A 15924-nucleotide genomic window follows, 5' to 3' on the forward strand; every position below is an offset into this window, starting at 1 on the left:
CTCGCCGAGGGACCGGAGACCGCCCCGCCCGGGGCGGCTACGCCCGGTCCGCCAGCAGCTGTTCGATGACCACGGCGACACCGTCGTCGTTGTTGGCGACCGTGCGACCCGACGCCGCGGCGATCACGTCCGGGTGGGCGTTGCCCATCGCGTACGACTGGCCGGCCCAGGTCAGCATCTCCACGTCGTTGGGCATGTCCCCGAAGGCGACGACCTCCTCGTGCGATATGCCGCGCTCGGCACAGCACAGGGCGAGCGTGCTGGCCTTGGAGACACCGGGGCCGCTGAGCTCCAGCAGGGCGCTGGGGCTGGACCGGGTGACGTTCGCGCGGTCGCCGACGGCGAGGCGGGCGAGGGTGAGGAACGCGTCGGGGTCGAGGTCCGGGTGGTACGCGAGGATCTTGAGCACCGGCTCCGCGGCACCCGGGCCGTCGGCCGTCAGCAGGGCCTCGGCCGGCGCCAGGTTGTCCGGCACCTCCATGTGCAGCTTCGGGTAGTCCGGTTCCTGGTGGAAGCCGTAGGTCTGCTCGACCGCGTACACCGTGCCCGGCACCGCCTCGCGCAGCAGGCGCACGGCGTCCAGGGCGTTCTCCCGGGCCAGTTCGCGCACCTTCACGAACCTGTGCGTGCCGGGACCGCCGTGCAGGTCGACCACGGCTGCCCCGTTGCCGCAGATCGCCAGGCCGTGGCCGTGCACGTGCTCGCTGACCACGTCCATCCAGCGGGCCGGACGGCCGGTCACGAAGAAGACCTCGATGCCCGCCTCCTCGGCGGCGGCCAGCGCGGCGACGGTACGCGGGGACACCGACTTGTCGTCCCGCAGCAGGGTTCCGTCGAGATCGGTGGCGATCAGCCGCGGCGGGACGAAGGGGGAGCCGCCCCGCTCGAGCGAGGTCGAGAGGTCGGGGGAGGCCGGGGACTCGGGCGTTCCGGTGGCTGAGGTCACCGGGCCATTCTCGCGCATATGCCAGCACGGCCGTGCGGGAGTCCGCACAGATGAGACACAGATGACGCGTAGTCGATCCTGGCGCGGCCCAGGTGACACCGGCCCGGGTTCAGCGCAGTTGGGCCGGGGCCTCCATGGCGATTTGCTCGAAGACCTTCTCGTCCGCGGCGAAGTCGGAGTCGGGAATGGGCCAGTGGATCACGATCTCGGTGAAACCCAGCTCCTGGTGGCGGCCCGCGAAGTCCACGAACGCGTCCAGGGACTCCAGCGGTCGGCCGCGGTCCGGGGTGAAGCCGGTGAGCAGGATCTTGTCGAGGCGGTTCACGTCGCGTCCGAGCGCGGCGCAGGCGTCGGCCAGCTTCTCGGTCTGCCCGCGCAGCGCCTGGACCGACTGTTCCGGCGTGCCGGTCCCGTACAGCTTGGGGTCGCCGGTGGTGACCCACGCCTGTCCGTACCGCGCGGCGAGCTTCAGCCCGCGCGGACCGGTGGCGGCCACCGCGAAGGGCAGCCGGGGGCGCTGCACACAGCCCGGGATGTTGCGCGCCTCGTGCGCCGAGTAGAAGTCACCCTCGTAGGACACCGAGTCCTCGGTGAGCAGCCGGTCCAGCAGCGGCACGAACTCGGCGAGCCGGTCCGCGCGCTCGCGCGGGGTCCACGGGTCCTGACCGAGCGCGGTGGCGTCGAAGCCGGTGCCGCCCGCGCCGATGCCCAGCGTGATCCGGCCGCCGGAGATGTCGTCGAGGGAGATCAGCTCCTTGGCGAGGGTCACCGGGTGCCGGAAGTTGGGCGAGGTCACCAGCGTGCCCAGGCGGAGCCGGTCGGTGACGGCCGCGGCGGCGGTCAGCGTCGGGATCGCGCCGAACCAGGGGCCGTCGCGGAAGCTGCGCCAGGACAGGTGGTCGTAGGTGTACGCGGTGTGGAAGCCGAGCTGCTCGGCACGTATCCAGGCCGAACGGGCGCCTTGGTGCCAGCGGCGGTACGGGAGGATCACGGTGCTCAGACGCAGACTCATGGGTTCGAGACTACGGGGGCCCGCCTGCGGGGGACGAAACGGTCACCGTACGCGGCCGCTCAGCCACGGGGTGAGAAGGACGCCCGGGACGTGCTCCGTGTGCGTGCGGTCGCCGGGCAGTGGCACGACCAGGCGGTAGCCGGGCGGGAAACGGCGCGCCCTGACGTGGGCGAGGCCCCCGAAGAGGGAGCGCAGGAAGGCGGGCACGTCGTCGCGCGCGATGTCGGGGCACTCCACGCCCTCGACGGTGATCAGCGCGTCGTCCTCGGGGTAGAGCCGCACACTCACCCGGGGCAGGCCGCCGAACTCGGCGTACGCCTCGTGGGGCAGCGATCCGTCCGGGTCGGTGGCGACGCCGACGCCCGCCGCGCTGCGGCGCGAGGTCCGGTCGGCGCCGATGTCATGGGTCACCTCGATCTCGCGTGCGTACTCCGTGGCGATCGCGCGGAGGGCGGTGACGGCGGCCTCGGTGGTCGGGAGGTGATCCATGCCTCTGATCATGCCGGTGGGGACGGGCGGATGTCAGCGCGGGCCGGGAAATCGCAGGTAACGGGGCGGCACGGCCCGGGTCAGCCACACCCCGTTGGCGCTCACGTGGAACACATGGCCGTCGCGGTGCATCGCGCCCGCGTCCACCGACAGCACGACGGGGCGGCCGCGGCGGGCGCCGACCCGGGTGGCGGTCTCCCGGTCGGCCGACAGATGCACGTCGTGCCTGTTCATGGGCCTGAGGCCCTCGGCGCGGATCGACTCCAGGTTGCGGGCGACGGTCCCGTGGTACAGATACGGCGGCGGGGTGGCCGGGGGCAGTCCCAGGTCGACCTCGATGCTGTGGCCCTGGCTGGCCCGGATCCGGGTGCTCTCGATCGCGAACCGCTTCTTGTCGTTGGCGGCCACCACGTGGTCGAGTTCCTCGCGGCTGAACCGGAATCCGTGCGTGGCCGCCGCGGCGATCAGGGTGTCGATCTCGACCCAGCCGCCCTCGTCGAGCGTGAGGCCGATGCGCTCGGGCTGATGGCGCAGGTGCTTCGAGAGGTACTTCGACACCTTCACGGTGCGCCTCTCGTCCATCCCGTTGCTCGCGTCCGTGCCGTTGCCCCTGCCGTTGTCACCGGTGTTGTCTCTTGCGTTGTCTTTTGCGTTGTCTCTTTCGTTCACCCCACCAGCGTGCCGGGAGAGACGCGGATCACGCAGTCGATTTTCGTTCCGAGGTTTGGTCCACAAGCAAGTCCCTTTATCCACAGGCCAATTGGCCAGCCTGTGGACAACTGACCTGCGGCTCAGGGGTCTTCGTCAAGGTCGTTGCCCTTGGCGTGCCTTGCGGTCATGTCGTCCAAGCTCCTTGCGCGTACCTCGCGTTCGGCGGCAAGTGCGATGAACCGGGCGGACCGCTCCGGTCCAACCAGCCGTTCCACGGCCAGGATCGTCTCTGACGGGATCTGCACCGGACGGCTGCCCTCCCGAGGTTCCCGTGACTCCCCCGCGCCGAGTTGCCGGCGCAGGTGACGGGTTGCGAACAGACGCATGGCGCGGGCGAGTTCGGCGTCCAGGGTCTGCTGTGCGAGAGGGCGCAGACGCCGTACGAGAGAGGCCGCCTCGGCGGCGTGCGCGTCGGTCAGGCCGTGCGGATCGTCCAGGTAGCGAGCGAAGACATGCTCGGTCGTGAACTCCAGGAAACGGGTGGCGATGTGCTCCACCTGGACCCGCAACTCCCTCAGGTGGGAGGAGATCGCGGGCAGTGGGACCCCGGCGGCGTACAACTCGACTGCCACGGACAGCTCTTGAGGGCTCGGCACCAGGAAGGAACCGGGATCACCGGGGACGGGTTCGAGCACGCCCAGCTCGACCGCCTCGGCCACCGCGGCGTCGTCCGGGGTGCCGCCGAAGCGGGCGTCCAGCTCCGCGCGCGAGACCCGGGACGGCTCCTCGTCGGTCCAGGGGCCCTCGACCTCCGTGACCAGGCCGAGGACTCCACCCAGGCCGCGGCCGGTGTCCCAGGCCTCCAGGAGCTCCTTGATGGAGGCCAGGGTGTAGCCGCGGTCCAGCAGGTCGGCGATCTGGCGGAGACGGACGACGTGGGCGTCGCCGTAGACGTTGGCCCGGCCTCGGCGCTCGGGCCGCGGGAGGAGGCCGCGGTCCTGGTAGGCGCGGATGGTCCGCACCGTGGTGCCGGTGTGGTGGGCCAGGTCCTCGATGCGGTACGCCGGAGCGGTGGCCGCGGGATCGGTCATGCGTGCCTCACAGCTTCGGCTCCACCCGGGCGATGGCCCTCAACGCCCCGGGCATGAAGCGGGACATGAGATGCGCGCCCCGGGCCTCCGGCGTCACCGGTACCACCGCGTTGTTGCGTGCCACCGCTCGCAGGATCGCCTCCGCGACCTTCTCCGGTGGATAGTTCCGCATCCCGTACAGGCGCGCCGACCGCTTCTGGCGGCGCCGCTCCTCCTCCGCGTCCACTCCCGTGAAGCGGGCGGTGGAGGTGATGTTGGTGTTGACGAGGCCGGGGCATATCGCCGTCACGCCGATGTCCTGGCCGGCGAGTTCCGCGCGCAGGCACTCGGACAGCATCAGTACGGCCGCCTTGGAGGTGCTGTAGGCGGGCAGCACCTTGGAGGGCTGGTACGCCGCCGCAGACGCGATGTTGACGATGTGGCCGCCCTGTCCGCGCTCGGCCATCCGGGCGCCGAAGAGGCGGCAGCCATGGATGACGCCCCACAGATTGACGTCCAGGACCTTGCGCCAGTCGTCCGGTGTCGTGGCGAAGAAGGAGCCGGACAGTCCGATGCCCGCGTTGTTGACCAGCACGTCCACCACGCCGTACTCGGTCGTGACCTTCTCGGCCAGCTTCTCCATGGCCTGCTCGTCGGAGACGTCGACGGTCTCCGCCCAGGCCTTCGGGGCGCCGAGCAGCCGGGACAGCTCGGCGGTGCGGACAGCGGACTCCGTGTCCCGGTCGACGGCCACCACGCGCGCACCCGCCTCCGCGAAGGCGAACGCCGTCGCCCGCCCGATACCGCTGCCCGCGCCCGTGACCAGCACGAGCCGGCCACCGAACCGGTCGGCATACCGGCCGGCGGGCATCATCTGCGGGCGCCCGCCGTCGACGCCGGTGACGAACTCGTCGATCCAGGCAGCCAGTTGATCCGGTCGCGTGCGCGGCACCCAGTGCTTGGCGGGAAGCGTTCGGCGGGTCAGCTGCGGGGCCCACTTCTCCAGCTCGTCGTACAGCTTCTCCGAGAGAAACGCGTCCCCCAGGGGCGTGATGAGCTGCACGGGCGCGTGCGCGTACGCGTCCGTGCGGGGCCTGAGCAGCCGGGACCGCACGTTGTCCCGGTACAGCCAGGCGCCGTGTGCGGCGTCCGTGGGGAGCGAGGACGTGGGGTAGTCGCCGCCGGGAACCTTCTCGATCCGCTCCAGGATCTTCGGCCAGCGCCTGCCGAGCGGGCCGCGCCAGGCCAGTTCGGGCAGGACCGGGGTGTGCAGGAGGTACACGTACCAGGACTTGGCGCCCTGGCCGAGCAGCTGGCCGACCCGGCGGGGCGTCGGGCGCTTCACACGCGCGTCGATCCAGTGGCCGAAGTGGTCGAGCGACGGGCCGGACATCGAGGTGAAGGAGGCGATGCGCCCCTCGGTGCGCTTGACCGTGACGAACTCCCACGACTGCACCGAACCCCAGTCGTGCCCCACCAGGTGCACCGGCCGGTCCGGGCTGACCGCGTCCACGACCGCCAGGAAGTCGTCGGTGAGCTTTGACAGGGTGAAGCCGCCGCGCAGCGGCTTCGGCGCCGTCGAGCGGCCGTGGCCCCGCACGTCGTAGAGCACGACGTGGAAGCGCTCCGCGAGGCGGACGGCGACCTCCGACCAGACCTCCTTGCTGTCCGGATAGCCGTGCACCAGAACCACCGTCGGCTGTGCCGGGTCGCCGAGCTCCGCCACGCACAGCTCGACCCCGCCCGTACGGACCCGGCGCTCCCGCGCGCCCTTCAGCGTCGTCACTTGTCCTCCGCCCAGCGCCGCACGTGCGGCAGATCGTCGTCCAGCCAGAAGGCGCTGTGTTCGGGGTCCCTGGAGTCGGTGACGACCAGGATCTCCTCGAACTTCGCGCCCGTACCCCGGAAGCCGAGGTGCGGTTCGACCGCCCACAGGCCCGGCTGCGGCGGGTGGTCGGAGAAGCGGTACGGGGACCACAGGGGCGACCAGCCTTCGCGGTGACCGTGCAGCGCGTCGGACAGCAGGCCCTTCAGGGACCGGGTGCCGAACCCGAACAGGTGCGGCGACCAGCGGCGCTGTCTCACCCGGTCCACCTTGTGCGCGATCACGCCGAAGGGGTACGCGCGGTGCCGGTTGGCGTAACCCTGGCGGACCATGAGGCGGTCCACGTCCTCGTAGATCCCGCGCAGCGGGCGCCGCTCGCGCACCTCGCTCAGGATCAGCTCACGGTGTGCCTCCAGATCGGCCATCAGCCGGTCCTGCACCGGGTTGAGGCCGAGCGAGCCCGAATAGCCGATGTCCGCCGTGTATCCCTCGTACACCGGCGCCATGTCCAGGATGAACGGCATCCCGGGCTCCAGCCGCCGGTCGGTCGGGAAGAACTGGAGCGGTACGCGGAAGTCCGCGAACGCCGTGCGGTCCCCGAACCAGGCGAAGGGCAGGTGGAACCAGTCCCGCACCCCTCGCTCGCGCAGCCACTCGCGCTGCATGCGCGCCGCCTCGCGCTCGGTGACCCCGGGCTCCAGCCGGGCCGCGACCGCCTCGGCGCACTCGTAGGCGAGACGCTGGACCCGTCTGAAACCCTGCAGCTCCGCGGAGAGTCCGCCGTGCGGGAGTCCGCTGTGCAATGCCGTCGTCATGCCGCCCCGTCCCCGTCGACTGCGGTACGCGTCCGTAACGTGACACTGGTGAATGTGACAGTTGTTAGAGGCGACGTCAATAGGCGGATCCGGGCTGTGGAAAAACCCGGCGTAGCTCTCAGGCAGGGGATCCCCTAGGGCCCCGTACGACTGGAGTCTTACGCGAAGACGGCTCTCGGGTCTGACGACCGGGGTGGCGCGCGTCACTACCGTCGGGGACGTGACTGTGATCGCGACCGAAAGCCTGAGCAAGCGGTTCCCCCGGGTGACCGCGCTTGACCGGCTCTCCGTGGACGTGGGACCCGGTGTGACGGGGCTCGTGGGTGCCAATGGAGCCGGCAAGTCCACACTGATCAAGATCCTGCTGGGTCTCTCCCCCGCCACCGAGGGCCGCGCCGAGGTGCTCGGCCTCGACGTCGCCACCGAGGGCGCCGCCATCCGCGAGCGGGTCGGCTACATGCCGGAGCACGACTGCCTGCCGCCCGACGTGTCGGCCACCGAGTTCGTCGTCCACATGGCCCGTATGTCCGGCCTCCCGCCGGCCGCGGCCCGAGAGCGCACGGCGGACACCCTGCGCCACGTCGGCCTGTACGAGGAGCGCTACCGCCCCATCGGCGGCTACTCGACCGGCATGAAGCAGCGCGTGAAGCTGGCCCAGGCCCTGGTCCACGACCCACAGCTGGTGTTCCTGGACGAGCCGACCAACGGGCTCGACCCGGTCGGCCGCGACGAGATGCTCGGCCTGATCCGCCGCATCCACACCGACTTCGGCATCTCGGTCCTGGTCACCTCGCACCTGCTGGGCGAACTGGAGCGCACCTGCGACCACGTCGTCGTGGTCGACGGCGGAAAGCTCCTGCGGTCCAGCTCGACCACCGACTTCACACAGACCACGACCACCCTCGCGATCGAGGTCACCGACTCCGACGACCTGCCCGACGGCACCCGCGCAGTCCGGGAGGCGCTCACCGCGCGGGGCGTGGAGACCCACCGCGAGGGTGACGGCCTGCCCGGCGCGGGACACATCCTGCTGCTCACCGCCACGGGCGAGGAGACCTACGACCTGGTGCGCGACGTCGTCGCCGACCTGGGTCTCGGGCTGGTGCGCATGGAGCAGCGCAGGCACCACATCTCGGAGGTCTTCAAGAGCGACGCGGACGGCGGCGCGCAGCGGAAGGAGGCGGTCGGCCATGGCGGTTGAGCACCCCGTGACGACACGGCCGGGTGACCAGACCCGCATCCACAACATCGGTTACCGCAGCTACGACGGCCCCCGGCTGGGCCGCGGCTACGCCCGCCGGTCCCTCTACTCGCAGTCCCTGCGCGGCGCCTACGGCCTCGGCCGCTCGGTGAAGTCCAAGGTGCTGCCGATGCTGCTGTTCGCGGTGATGTGCGTGCCCGCCGCCATCATGGTGGCCGTCGCCGTGGCCACCAAGGCGCCCGAACTGCCGGTCTCCTACACCCGCTACGCGATCATCATGCAGGCCGTCATCAGCCTCTACGTCGCTTCGCAGGCCCCCCAGTCCGTCTCCCGCGACCTGCGCTTCAAGACCGTACCGCTGTACTTCTCGCGGCCCATCGAGACCGCCGACTACGTGCAGGCCAAGTTCGCGGCGCTGGCGTCGGCGATGTTCATCCTCACCGGCGGCCCGCTGCTGGTGATGTACGTGGGCTCGCTGCTCGCCAAGATGGGCTTCGCCCACCAGACCGGGAAATTCGCCCAGGGACTGGTCGCCGTGGCACTGCTCTCGCTCCTCTTCGCCGGCCTCGGCCTGGTCATAGCGTCGGTCACCCCGCGCCGCGGCTTCGGCATCGCCGCCGTGATCGCCGTACTGACCATCTCCTACGGCGCGGTCTCCACCCTGCAGGCCATCGCCGACGCCCAGGACAGCACCGGGGCCGTCCCGTGGATCGGCCTGTTCTCGCCGGTCACCCTGATCGACGGGGTGCAGTCCGCCTTCCTGGGCGGCACCTCCTCCTACCCCGGCGGGGTCGGCCCGACGCACGGACAGGGCATGGTGTTCGTCCTGGTCGTCCTCGGCCTCATCGCCGCCTGCTACGGCCTCCTGCTGCGCCGCTACCGGAAGGTGGGACTGTGACCACGCTCTCCATCGACCACGTCTCCCGCTGGTTCGGCAACGTGGTCGCCGTCAACGACATCACCATGACCATCGGCCCCGGCGTCACCGGCCTCCTCGGTCCCAACGGTGCCGGAAAGTCCACCCTGATCAACATGATGGGCGGCTTCCTGGCCCCTTCCACCGGCTCGGTCACCCTCGACGGACAGCCGGTCTGGCGCAACGAGGCGATCTACAAGCACATCGGGATCGTCCCCGAGCGGGAGGCGATGTACGACTTCCTCACGGGGCGCGAATTCGTCGTCGCCAACGCCGAGTTGCACGGACTGGGCGCCAAGGCCGCCCAACGCGCGCTGGCCACGGTCGAGATGGAGTACGCACAGGACCGGAAGATCTCCACCTACTCCAAGGGCATGCGGCAGCGCGTGAAGATGGCGAGCGCGCTCGTCCACGACCCGTCGCTGCTCCTGCTGGACGAACCCTTCAACGGCATGGACCCGCGCCAGCGCATGCAGCTCATGGAGCTGCTGCGGCGCATGGGCGACGAGGGCCGCACGGTGCTGTTCTCGTCCCACATCCTCGAAGAGGTGGAGCAGCTCGCCTGGCACATCGAGGTCGTCGTCGCCGGACGCCATGCGGCCAGCGGCGACTTCCGCAAGATCCGTCGTCTGATGACCGACCGGCCGCACCGCTATCTTGTGCGCTCCAGCGACGACCGCGCACTCGCGGCCGCGCTGATCGCCGATCCGTCGACGTCCGGCATCGAAGTCGACCTGCAGGAGGGTGCGTTGCGCATCCAGGCCGTCGACTTCGGCCGCTTCACGGTCCTGCTGCCCCGGGTGGCCCGGGACCACGGCATCCGGCTGCTCACGGTCTCGCCGTCCGACGAGTCCCTCGAGTCCGTCTTCTCGTATCTGGTCGCGGCGTAGGAGGCCGAAGATGTACGACCCCACAGTCGCCCGGCTCACCTACCGGGCCCTGCTCGGCCGCCGCCGGGCCCTCATCCTGGGCGCGCTGCCCCTGCTGCTCATCGCGATCTCCGTGGTCGTGCGGACCCTCGCGGGTGCCGACGACCAGACGGCGTCCGACCTGCTCGGCGGGCTCGCGCTCGCCACCATGGTGCCCATCATCGGCGTCATCGCCGGCACGGGCGCGATCGGACCGGAGATCGACGACGGCTCCGTCGTGTACCTGCTGTCCAAGCCGGTCAAACGCCCCACGATCATCTTCACCAAACTGATCGTGGCGATCGCGGTGACGATGGTGTTCTCGGCGCTGCCGACGTTCGTCGCCGGGTTCATCCTCAACGGCAACGGCCAGCAGATCGCCGTGGCGTACACGGTGGCCGCGCTGGTGTCCTCGATCGCGTACGCCGCGCTCTTCCTGCTGCTGGGCACGGTCTCGCGGCACGCGGTGGTCTTCGGCCTCGTGTACGCGCTCGTGTGGGAGGCGCTGTTCGGCTCGCTGGTCTCCGGGGCGCGCACGCTGAGCGTCCAGCAGTGGTCGCTGGCCGTGGCCCACAAGGTCGCGGGCGGGGACCTGGTGACCTCCGACGTCGGGTTCACCACCGCGACGGTGCTGCTGGTGGCGGTCACGGTGCTCGCCACCTGGTACGCGGGACAGAAGCTGCGGTCCCTGACCCTAGCGGGCGAGGAGTAGGGGACACCGGCCCTGACGGGGGCTTCACCTCCGTCCCGGCACACTGGGGCCGGGGGACGCACCGCTGGGAGGCACGGACATGGCTGACGAGGCACTGCCGCACGGCGAGTGGGACGCGGTCGTCCTGGACGAGGAGTTCGTCCGCTCCGCCGGGACCACCGAGCCGTCGGCCCGGGCCCGGATGCTCGCCGCCCGCTGGCGTGCCGAGGCGCCCGAGCCGCAGCCCTGGCGGTCGGACGAGCCGCCCGCGGGATGGTTCTTCGGCAAGGCTCGTCGTCGCAGGTGGCGGCGCGGCTAGCGGCCCGGAAAACCAGTGGCGCCCAACTCGGCCCACCGGCACAGTGGTGGTATCCGCACCGCCGGTCCGGGAACCGGCGCCACGATCTGGGAGAGGAGCCGGGCGATGTCCATGCACGACAGTACGTCCGGTTCCCGACAGGGCAGCCGACGGCGGGTTCCGGTGTAGTTGCGCCATCTGGAACCCGCCCCGCACGAGTGCTGCCCGGGGCGGTCGCTTCGAGCACGCGATGTCGCTCTCGCGTGGACCGCCCACCCGGAGGATTGGCCGAGTGGTAAGGCACCGGCTTGCTAAGCCGTGGTCGGGGGTTACCCCGCGCACGTTCGATCCGTGCATCCTCCGCGAGACGTCGTCACCGGGACTTGGCCGGCCCTCAGCGCTGGGCCGGTCGAGAAGTCGGCCGGAGCCGCAGGCTGTGCCCACCCTCCCCTGCTCTCGGCTCCGCTCGAGCGGGGGACCCCATCGCCCTGCGGAACCACTGCCCGCAGCAGCAGTGGCCCGCGGTGGCGGCGTTCAGGGGGCGTTGGTGAGCAGGCGCTCCAGTACCGTTGCGATTCCGTCCTCCTCGTTGGAGGCCGTCACCTCGTCCGCCACCGCCTTCAGCTCCTCGTGGCCGTTGGCCATGGCCACGCCACGGGACGCCCAGGCGAACATCGGGATGTCGTTGGGCATGTCGCCGAAGGCGATGGTGTCGGCGGCCTTCAGACCCAGGCGGCGGGCCGCCAGCGACAGCCCCGTCGCCTTGGACAGACCCAGGGGCAGCAGCTCCACGATGCCCTCGCCCGCCAGGGCGACCGTGACGAAACCGCCGGCGGCCCGGCGGGACGCCTCGGCCAGCTCGTCGTCCGAGAGGGTCGGATGCTGTATGTAGATCTTGTTCAGCGGGGCGCTCCAGAGGTCGGACGCGTCCGTGAACGGGGTCGCCGGGAGCGTTCCGGTGATCGCGTACCCGGGGCCGACCAGCACCTCGCCGTCCAGGCCGTCCCGGCTCGCCGCCAGGAACAGCGGGCCCACCTCGGCCTCGATCTTGGCCAGGGCGACGCCCGCCAGCTGCCGGTCCAGGGTGACGGACGTCAGCAGACGGTGCTCGCCGGCGTCGTACACCTGCGCGCCCTGACCGCACACCGCGAGGCCCCGGTAGCCGAGGTCGTCGAGGATGTGCCGGGTCCAGGGGACCGCGCGGCCCGTGACGACGATGTGCGCGGCGCCCGTCGCGGTGGCCGCGGCGAGCGCGTCACGGGTGCGCCGCGAGACCGACTCGTCGGAACGCAGCAGCGTTCCGTCGAGGTCGGTGGCGACGAGTCCGTACGGGAAGCCGTCGCTCACCTGGCCACCGGCTCCAGGACCTCCCGGCCGCCCAGGTAAGGACGCAGCACCTCGGGCACGCGGACCGAGCCGTCGGCCTGCTGGTGGTTCTCGAGGATCGCCACGATCGTGCGGGGTACGGCGCACAGCGTGCCGTTGAGCGTCGCCAGCGGGCGGACCTGCTTGCCCTCGCGGACGCGGATCTGCAGGCGGCGGGACTGGAACTCGGTGCAGTCCGAGGTCGACGTCAGCTCGCGGTACTTGCCCTGGGTCGGGATCCAGGCCTCGCAGTCGAACTTGCGGGAGGCCGAGGCGCCCAGGTCACCGGTGGCGACGTCGATGACGCGGAACGGCAGCTCCAGCGAGGTCAGCCACTGCTTCTCCCACTCCAGCAGGCGCTGGTGCTCGGCCTGCGAGTCCTCGGGCGAGACGTACGAGAACATCTCGACCTTGTCGAACTGGTGGACGCGGAAGATGCCCTTGGTGTCCTTGCCGTGCGAGCCGGCCTCGCGGCGGAAGCAGGGCGAGAAGCCCGCGTAGCGCAGCGGGAGGCGGTCCGCGTCGATGATCTCGTCCATGTGGTACGCGGCCAGCGGCACCTCGGACGTGCCGACCAGATAGAGGTCGTCCTTGTCGAGGTGGTAGACGTCCTGGGCAGCCTGGCCGAGGAAGCCCGTGCCCGCCATGGACTGCGGCCGGACCAGGGCCGGCGTCAGCATCGGGGTGAAGCCCGCGGCCGTCGCCTGGGCGATCGCCGCGTTCACCAGGGCCAGCTCCAGCAGGGCGCCGACACCGGTGAGGAAGTAGAAGCGCGAGCCGGAGACCTTGGCGCCCCGCTCGACGTCGATCGCGCCGAGCAGCTGGCCGAGCTCCAGGTGGTCCCTGGGCTCGAAGCCCTCGGCGCCGAAGTCACGGATCGTGCCGTGCGTCTCCAGCGTGGCGAAGTCCTCCTCGCCGCCGACGGGCACGTCGGGGTGGACGAGGTTGCCGAGCCGGAGCAGGAGTTCCTGGGTCTCGGTGTCGGCCGCGTCGCGTTCGGCGTCGGCGGCCTTGACGTCGGCCTTGAGCTGTTCGGCGCGCTTGAGCAGCTCGGCCTTCTCGTCGGCGGGGGCCTTGGGGATGAGCTTGCCGAGCTGCTTCTGTTCGGCGCGCAGCTCGTCGAAGCGGACGCCGGAGGACCTGCGCCGCTCATCGGCAGACAGGAGGGCGTCGACGAGTGCGACGTCCTCTCCACGGGCGCGCTGGGACGCGCGCACACGGTCGGGGTCCTCACGGAGCAGGCGAAGGTCAATCACGCGCTCAAGGCTACCGGTGCGGGGTGGCCGCTCACGAATCACTATTCCCACGTGTTCCGAATCGCGGCATACGTTGCGTTATGGGGTAATTGCCGAGCGTGTCAATAAAAAGTGTCTCACTCCCTGGGACGGGGCATGCGGCGGGCGCCGGGTTGACTCGATTTCCTTGTGCGGAGCGGGACTTGGAGAACCGGTTGTCCACAGGAATCCAGGCCCTCGGAGGGTTATCCACAGGCTGTGTGGAAGGTCTGTGGATTTCGGAATTGATCACTCCGGAAGAGTTCGACGGGCCGAAGAATTCCCGGTTCAAACCGTCACGCAACCCACTTTCGGGTGGAAAGAGGTCGCTCCAAAAGATGAACCAAAGGAAACGAGTGGACGAAGGGTGACGTGTGGGGTCGTGGCCCCATCTGAGGGCCGCAGGGCGATTTGTCGACTGCATGGCACTTCGTTGTCGACTTGTCCCCAGGTCGAGAAGCGCGCCTGTGGATAACGTCTGTGGATAACGAAGGTATGCAGGTAGGACTGACTAGAAACGGCCGTCCTGGCAGCGCGCCACCCAGTCCGCCGCCGCCACGAACTCCTCGTCGGACGTCCCCGGCAGGGTGCGCCGCACGTCGTCCGGCCTGATGCCGGCACGCGGATAGGAGCCGAGGAACCGCACCTGCAGACAGATCCGCTTCAGGCCCATGAGCGCCTCGGCCATTCTCCGGTCGGAGATATGTCCCTCGGCGTCGATGCAGAAGCAGTAGTTGCCGATGCCGGCTCCGGTGGGCCGGGACTGAAGCAGCATCAGGTTGATGCCCCGGCTGGCGAACTCGCCGAGGAGGTCGCGCAGCGCACCCGGGTGGTCGTCGCGCTGCCACAGCACGATGGAGGTCTTGTCCGCACCGGTCGGGGCCGCCGGCCTGGCGGGCCGGCCCACGAGCACGAACCGCGTCTGCGCGTTCTCCGCGTCGTGGATACCCGTCTCCAGGGGCACCAGACCGTACCGGGCGGCGGCGAACTCACCGGCGAAGGCGGCGTCGTAGCGTCCCTCCTGGACCAGACGGGCGCCGTCCGCGTTCGACGCGGCCGACTCCCAGACGGCGTCCGGGAGGTTGGCCTTGAGCCAGTTGCGGACCTGCGGCTGGGCGGCCGGATGGGCGGTGATCGTCTTGATGTCGGAGAGCTTGGTGCCGGGCCGGACCAGCAGCGCGAAGGTGATCGACAGCAGCACCTCGCGGTAGATCATCAACGGTGCGCCCGCGACCAGTTCGTCGAGGGTGGTCGTGATGCCGCCCTCCACCGAGTTCTCGATCGGCACGAACGCGGCCTCGGCCTCACCGGCGCGCACCGCGTCGAGGGCGGACTGCACCGACACATACGGGATCAGCTCGCGGGTCGCCGCCTCCGGAAGCGTGCGCAGGGCGACTTCGGTGAAGGTTCCCTCGGGGCCGAGATACGCATAGCTCGCTGGCATGTCCTCACCCTAATGGCCCGGGGGAAACCCGGCTGATGTGTCTCACGACAGCCCCCTCAGGGGGTGAATCCGGGCGCTCTCAGCCCTCCAGCAGGCGCTGACCCACGTACTCTCCGCGTGCCGCCCCGCCCGGCACCGCGAACAGTCCGCTCGCCTCGTGCCGGATGTACTTCGACAGCGCGTCGCCCCGGTCGAGCTTGCGCTGCACCGGTACGAAGCCGCGCAGCGGGTCGGCCTGCCAGCAGACGAAGAGCAGGCCCGCGTCGGGCACCCCGTCCGCGTCGAAGCCGTCGTGGTACGAGAACGGGCGCCGCAGCATGGCCGCGCCCCCGTTCTGGTCCGGCCGCGTGATCCGGGCGTGCGCGTTGCCCGGGACGACGTAGTTGCCCTTGGCGTCGGCCTTCTCCAGGTCCATCGCGGTGGTCTCGGTGCCCCCGGACAGGGGCGCCCCGTCGGACTTGCGCCGTCCGATGACGTCCTCCTGGGCCTTGAGCGACAGCTTCTCCCAGTCGTCGAGGAGCATGCGGATACGGCGTACGACGGCGTAGGAGCCGTTCGCCATCCAGGCCGGGTCCGTGGAGCCGGACGCCGGGACGAAGATCCGTCTGTCGAAGTCGGAGTCGGCCGGCTTCGGATTGCGGGTGCCGTCGATCTGGCCCATGAGGTTGCGGGCCGTCATGGGGCGGGCGGTGGCACCCGGGGCGCGGTTGAAGCCGTTCATCTGCCAGCGGACGCGGGCCGCGCCGCCCGCGTCCTTCTGGATCGCGCGCAGGGCGTGGAAGGCGACCAGGGCGTCGTCGGCGCCGATCTGCACCCACAGGTCACCGTTGCTGCGTGTCCTGTCGAGCTGGTCGGAGGAGAAGTCGGGCAGCGGGTCGAGGGAGGCCGGACGCTGCTGCTCCAGGCCGGTGCGGCCGAAGAAGCTGTGCCCGAACCCGCCGGTGACGGTCAGGGAGGCGGGGACAGAGTCCAGGGCCACGTCCGTGTCATGGGGTCCGGCCGGTTCGCCCGCCATCAGC

The 15924-nt window shown here is 70.5% G+C and carries 16 protein-coding genes and 1 tRNA gene; 6 read left to right on the forward strand and 11 right to left on the reverse strand.

Annotated features, from left to right (window positions below):
• Positions 1 to 37: 37 nt before the first annotated feature.
• The 7 genes from ACFW2E_RS02755 to ACFW2E_RS02785 form a co-directional block, all read right to left on the reverse strand.
• Positions 38 to 964, reverse strand: a complete 927-nt coding sequence (locus ACFW2E_RS02755) for an HAD-IIB family hydrolase (RefSeq protein ID WP_384460296.1) — start codon at positions 962 to 964, stop codon at positions 38 to 40.
• A 91-nt stretch (positions 965 to 1055) separates the two neighbouring features.
• A complete protein-coding gene (locus tag ACFW2E_RS02760; protein WP_384460299.1) occupies positions 1056 to 1958 on the reverse strand; it encodes an LLM class flavin-dependent oxidoreductase in 903 nt (300 codons plus the stop codon).
• Positions 1959 to 2000: 42 nt separating this feature from the next.
• A complete protein-coding gene (locus tag ACFW2E_RS02765; protein WP_384460302.1) occupies positions 2001 to 2459 on the reverse strand; it encodes a hypothetical protein in 459 nt (152 codons plus the stop codon).
• A gap of 21 nt (positions 2460 to 2480) precedes the next feature.
• Positions 2481 to 3029, reverse strand: a complete 549-nt coding sequence (locus ACFW2E_RS02770) for an RNA 2'-phosphotransferase (RefSeq protein ID WP_384460338.1) — start codon at positions 3027 to 3029, stop codon at positions 2481 to 2483.
• A 209-nt stretch (positions 3030 to 3238) separates the two neighbouring features.
• Positions 3239 to 4189 carry a MerR family transcriptional regulator gene (locus ACFW2E_RS02775; RefSeq protein WP_384460305.1) on the reverse strand — a complete coding sequence of 317 codons (951 nt, stop codon included), beginning with the start codon at positions 4187 to 4189 and terminating at the stop codon, positions 3239 to 3241.
• A 7-nt stretch (positions 4190 to 4196) separates the two neighbouring features.
• Positions 4197 to 5954 carry an SDR family oxidoreductase gene (locus ACFW2E_RS02780; protein WP_384460307.1) on the reverse strand — a complete coding sequence of 586 codons (1758 nt, stop codon included), beginning with the start codon at positions 5952 to 5954 and terminating at the stop codon, positions 4197 to 4199.
• Positions 5951 to 6808, reverse strand: coding sequence for a M24 family metallopeptidase (locus tag ACFW2E_RS02785; RefSeq protein WP_384460310.1), 858 nt, complete (start codon positions 6806 to 6808; stop codon positions 5951 to 5953). Before ACFW2E_RS02785 ends, ACFW2E_RS02780 begins: the two co-directional genes overlap by 4 nt.
• A gap of 226 nt (positions 6809 to 7034) precedes the next feature.
• On the opposite strand from ACFW2E_RS02785, the gene ACFW2E_RS02790 reads away from it, so the two are divergent.
• The 6 genes from ACFW2E_RS02790 to ACFW2E_RS02815 all read left to right on the forward strand — a co-directional run bounded on the left by ACFW2E_RS02790 (position 7035) and on the right by ACFW2E_RS02815 (position 11185).
• On the forward strand, positions 7035 to 8009 hold the full coding sequence (locus ACFW2E_RS02790) for an ABC transporter ATP-binding protein (protein ID WP_384460341.1): 975 nt from the start codon (positions 7035 to 7037) through the stop codon (positions 8007 to 8009).
• Positions 7999 to 8907 (forward strand): ABC transporter permease, encoded by a 909-nt coding sequence (locus ACFW2E_RS02795; RefSeq protein WP_384460313.1) that lies wholly within the window; start codon positions 7999 to 8001, stop codon positions 8905 to 8907. Before ACFW2E_RS02790 ends, ACFW2E_RS02795 begins: the two co-directional genes overlap by 11 nt.
• Positions 8904 to 9815 carry an ABC transporter ATP-binding protein gene (locus tag ACFW2E_RS02800; protein WP_384460316.1) on the forward strand — a complete coding sequence of 304 codons (912 nt, stop codon included), beginning with the start codon at positions 8904 to 8906 and terminating at the stop codon, positions 9813 to 9815. The genes ACFW2E_RS02795 and ACFW2E_RS02800 overlap by 4 nt, the downstream gene beginning before the upstream one ends.
• A 10-nt stretch (positions 9816 to 9825) precedes the next feature.
• The gene (locus ACFW2E_RS02805) at positions 9826 to 10545 is read left to right on the forward strand and encodes an ABC transporter permease subunit (RefSeq protein WP_384460319.1); all 720 of its coding nucleotides are present in this window, start codon (positions 9826 to 9828) and stop codon (positions 10543 to 10545) included.
• A gap of 79 nt (positions 10546 to 10624) precedes the next feature.
• Positions 10625 to 10843, forward strand: coding sequence for a hypothetical protein (locus ACFW2E_RS02810; protein WP_384460322.1), 219 nt, complete (start codon positions 10625 to 10627; stop codon positions 10841 to 10843).
• 257 nt (positions 10844 to 11100) lie between these two features.
• A tRNA-Ser gene (locus ACFW2E_RS02815) sits at positions 11101 to 11185 on the forward strand.
• 171 nt (positions 11186 to 11356) lie between these two features.
• Here ACFW2E_RS02815 and ACFW2E_RS02820 read toward each other — a convergent pair.
• From ACFW2E_RS02820 to efeB, 4 genes are all read right to left on the reverse strand, one after another.
• Positions 11357 to 12169, reverse strand: a complete 813-nt coding sequence (locus ACFW2E_RS02820) for an HAD family hydrolase (protein ID WP_384460324.1) — start codon at positions 12167 to 12169, stop codon at positions 11357 to 11359.
• Positions 12166 to 13443 (reverse strand): serine--tRNA ligase, encoded by a 1278-nt coding sequence (serS, locus tag ACFW2E_RS02825; RefSeq protein ID WP_384460326.1) that lies wholly within the window; start codon positions 13441 to 13443, stop codon positions 12166 to 12168. The genes ACFW2E_RS02820 and serS overlap by 4 nt, the downstream gene beginning before the upstream one ends.
• A 529-nt stretch (positions 13444 to 13972) precedes the next feature.
• Positions 13973 to 14905: a prephenate dehydratase gene (gene pheA, locus ACFW2E_RS02830; RefSeq protein WP_384460329.1), complete on the reverse strand. Its 933-nt coding sequence runs from the start codon at positions 14903 to 14905 to the stop codon at positions 13973 to 13975.
• A 79-nt stretch (positions 14906 to 14984) separates the two neighbouring features.
• Positions 14985 to 15924 (reverse strand): iron uptake transporter deferrochelatase/peroxidase subunit (gene efeB / locus ACFW2E_RS02835; RefSeq protein ID WP_384460332.1); only part of this gene is annotated, 940 nt, incomplete at its 5' end.

The organism is Streptomyces sp. NPDC058964 (assembly GCF_042741275.1).
Lineage (GTDB): Bacteria > Actinomycetota > Actinomycetes > Streptomycetales > Streptomycetaceae > Streptomyces.

Bases quoted from the DNA above. Each gene is read 5' to 3' on its own strand.
- ACFW2E_RS02755 (WP_384460296.1), bottom strand. From the start codon at position 964: ATGCGCGAGAATGGCCCGGTGACCTCAGCCACCGGAACGCCCGAGTCC.
- ACFW2E_RS02760 (WP_384460299.1), bottom strand. From the start codon at position 1,958: ATGAGTCTGCGTCTGAGCACCGTGATCCTCCCGTACCGCCGCTGGCAC.
- ACFW2E_RS02765 (WP_384460302.1), bottom strand. From the start codon at position 2,459: ATGATCAGAGGCATGGATCACCTCCCGACCACCGAGGCCGCCGTCACC.
- ACFW2E_RS02770 (WP_384460338.1), bottom strand. From the start codon at position 3,029: ATGGACGAGAGGCGCACCGTGAAGGTGTCGAAGTACCTCTCGAAGCAC.
- ACFW2E_RS02775 (WP_384460305.1), bottom strand. From the start codon at position 4,189: ATGACCGATCCCGCGGCCACCGCTCCGGCGTACCGCATCGAGGACCTG.
- ACFW2E_RS02785 (WP_384460310.1), bottom strand. From the start codon at position 6,808: ATGACGACGGCATTGCACAGCGGACTCCCGCACGGCGGACTCTCCGCG.
- ACFW2E_RS02795 (WP_384460313.1), top strand. From the start codon at position 7,999: ATGGCGGTTGAGCACCCCGTGACGACACGGCCGGGTGACCAGACCCGC.
- ACFW2E_RS02805 (WP_384460319.1), top strand. From the start codon at position 9,826: ATGTACGACCCCACAGTCGCCCGGCTCACCTACCGGGCCCTGCTCGGC.
- ACFW2E_RS02810 (WP_384460322.1), top strand. From the start codon at position 10,625: ATGGCTGACGAGGCACTGCCGCACGGCGAGTGGGACGCGGTCGTCCTG.
- pheA (WP_384460329.1), bottom strand. From the start codon at position 14,905: ATGCCAGCGAGCTATGCGTATCTCGGCCCCGAGGGAACCTTCACCGAA.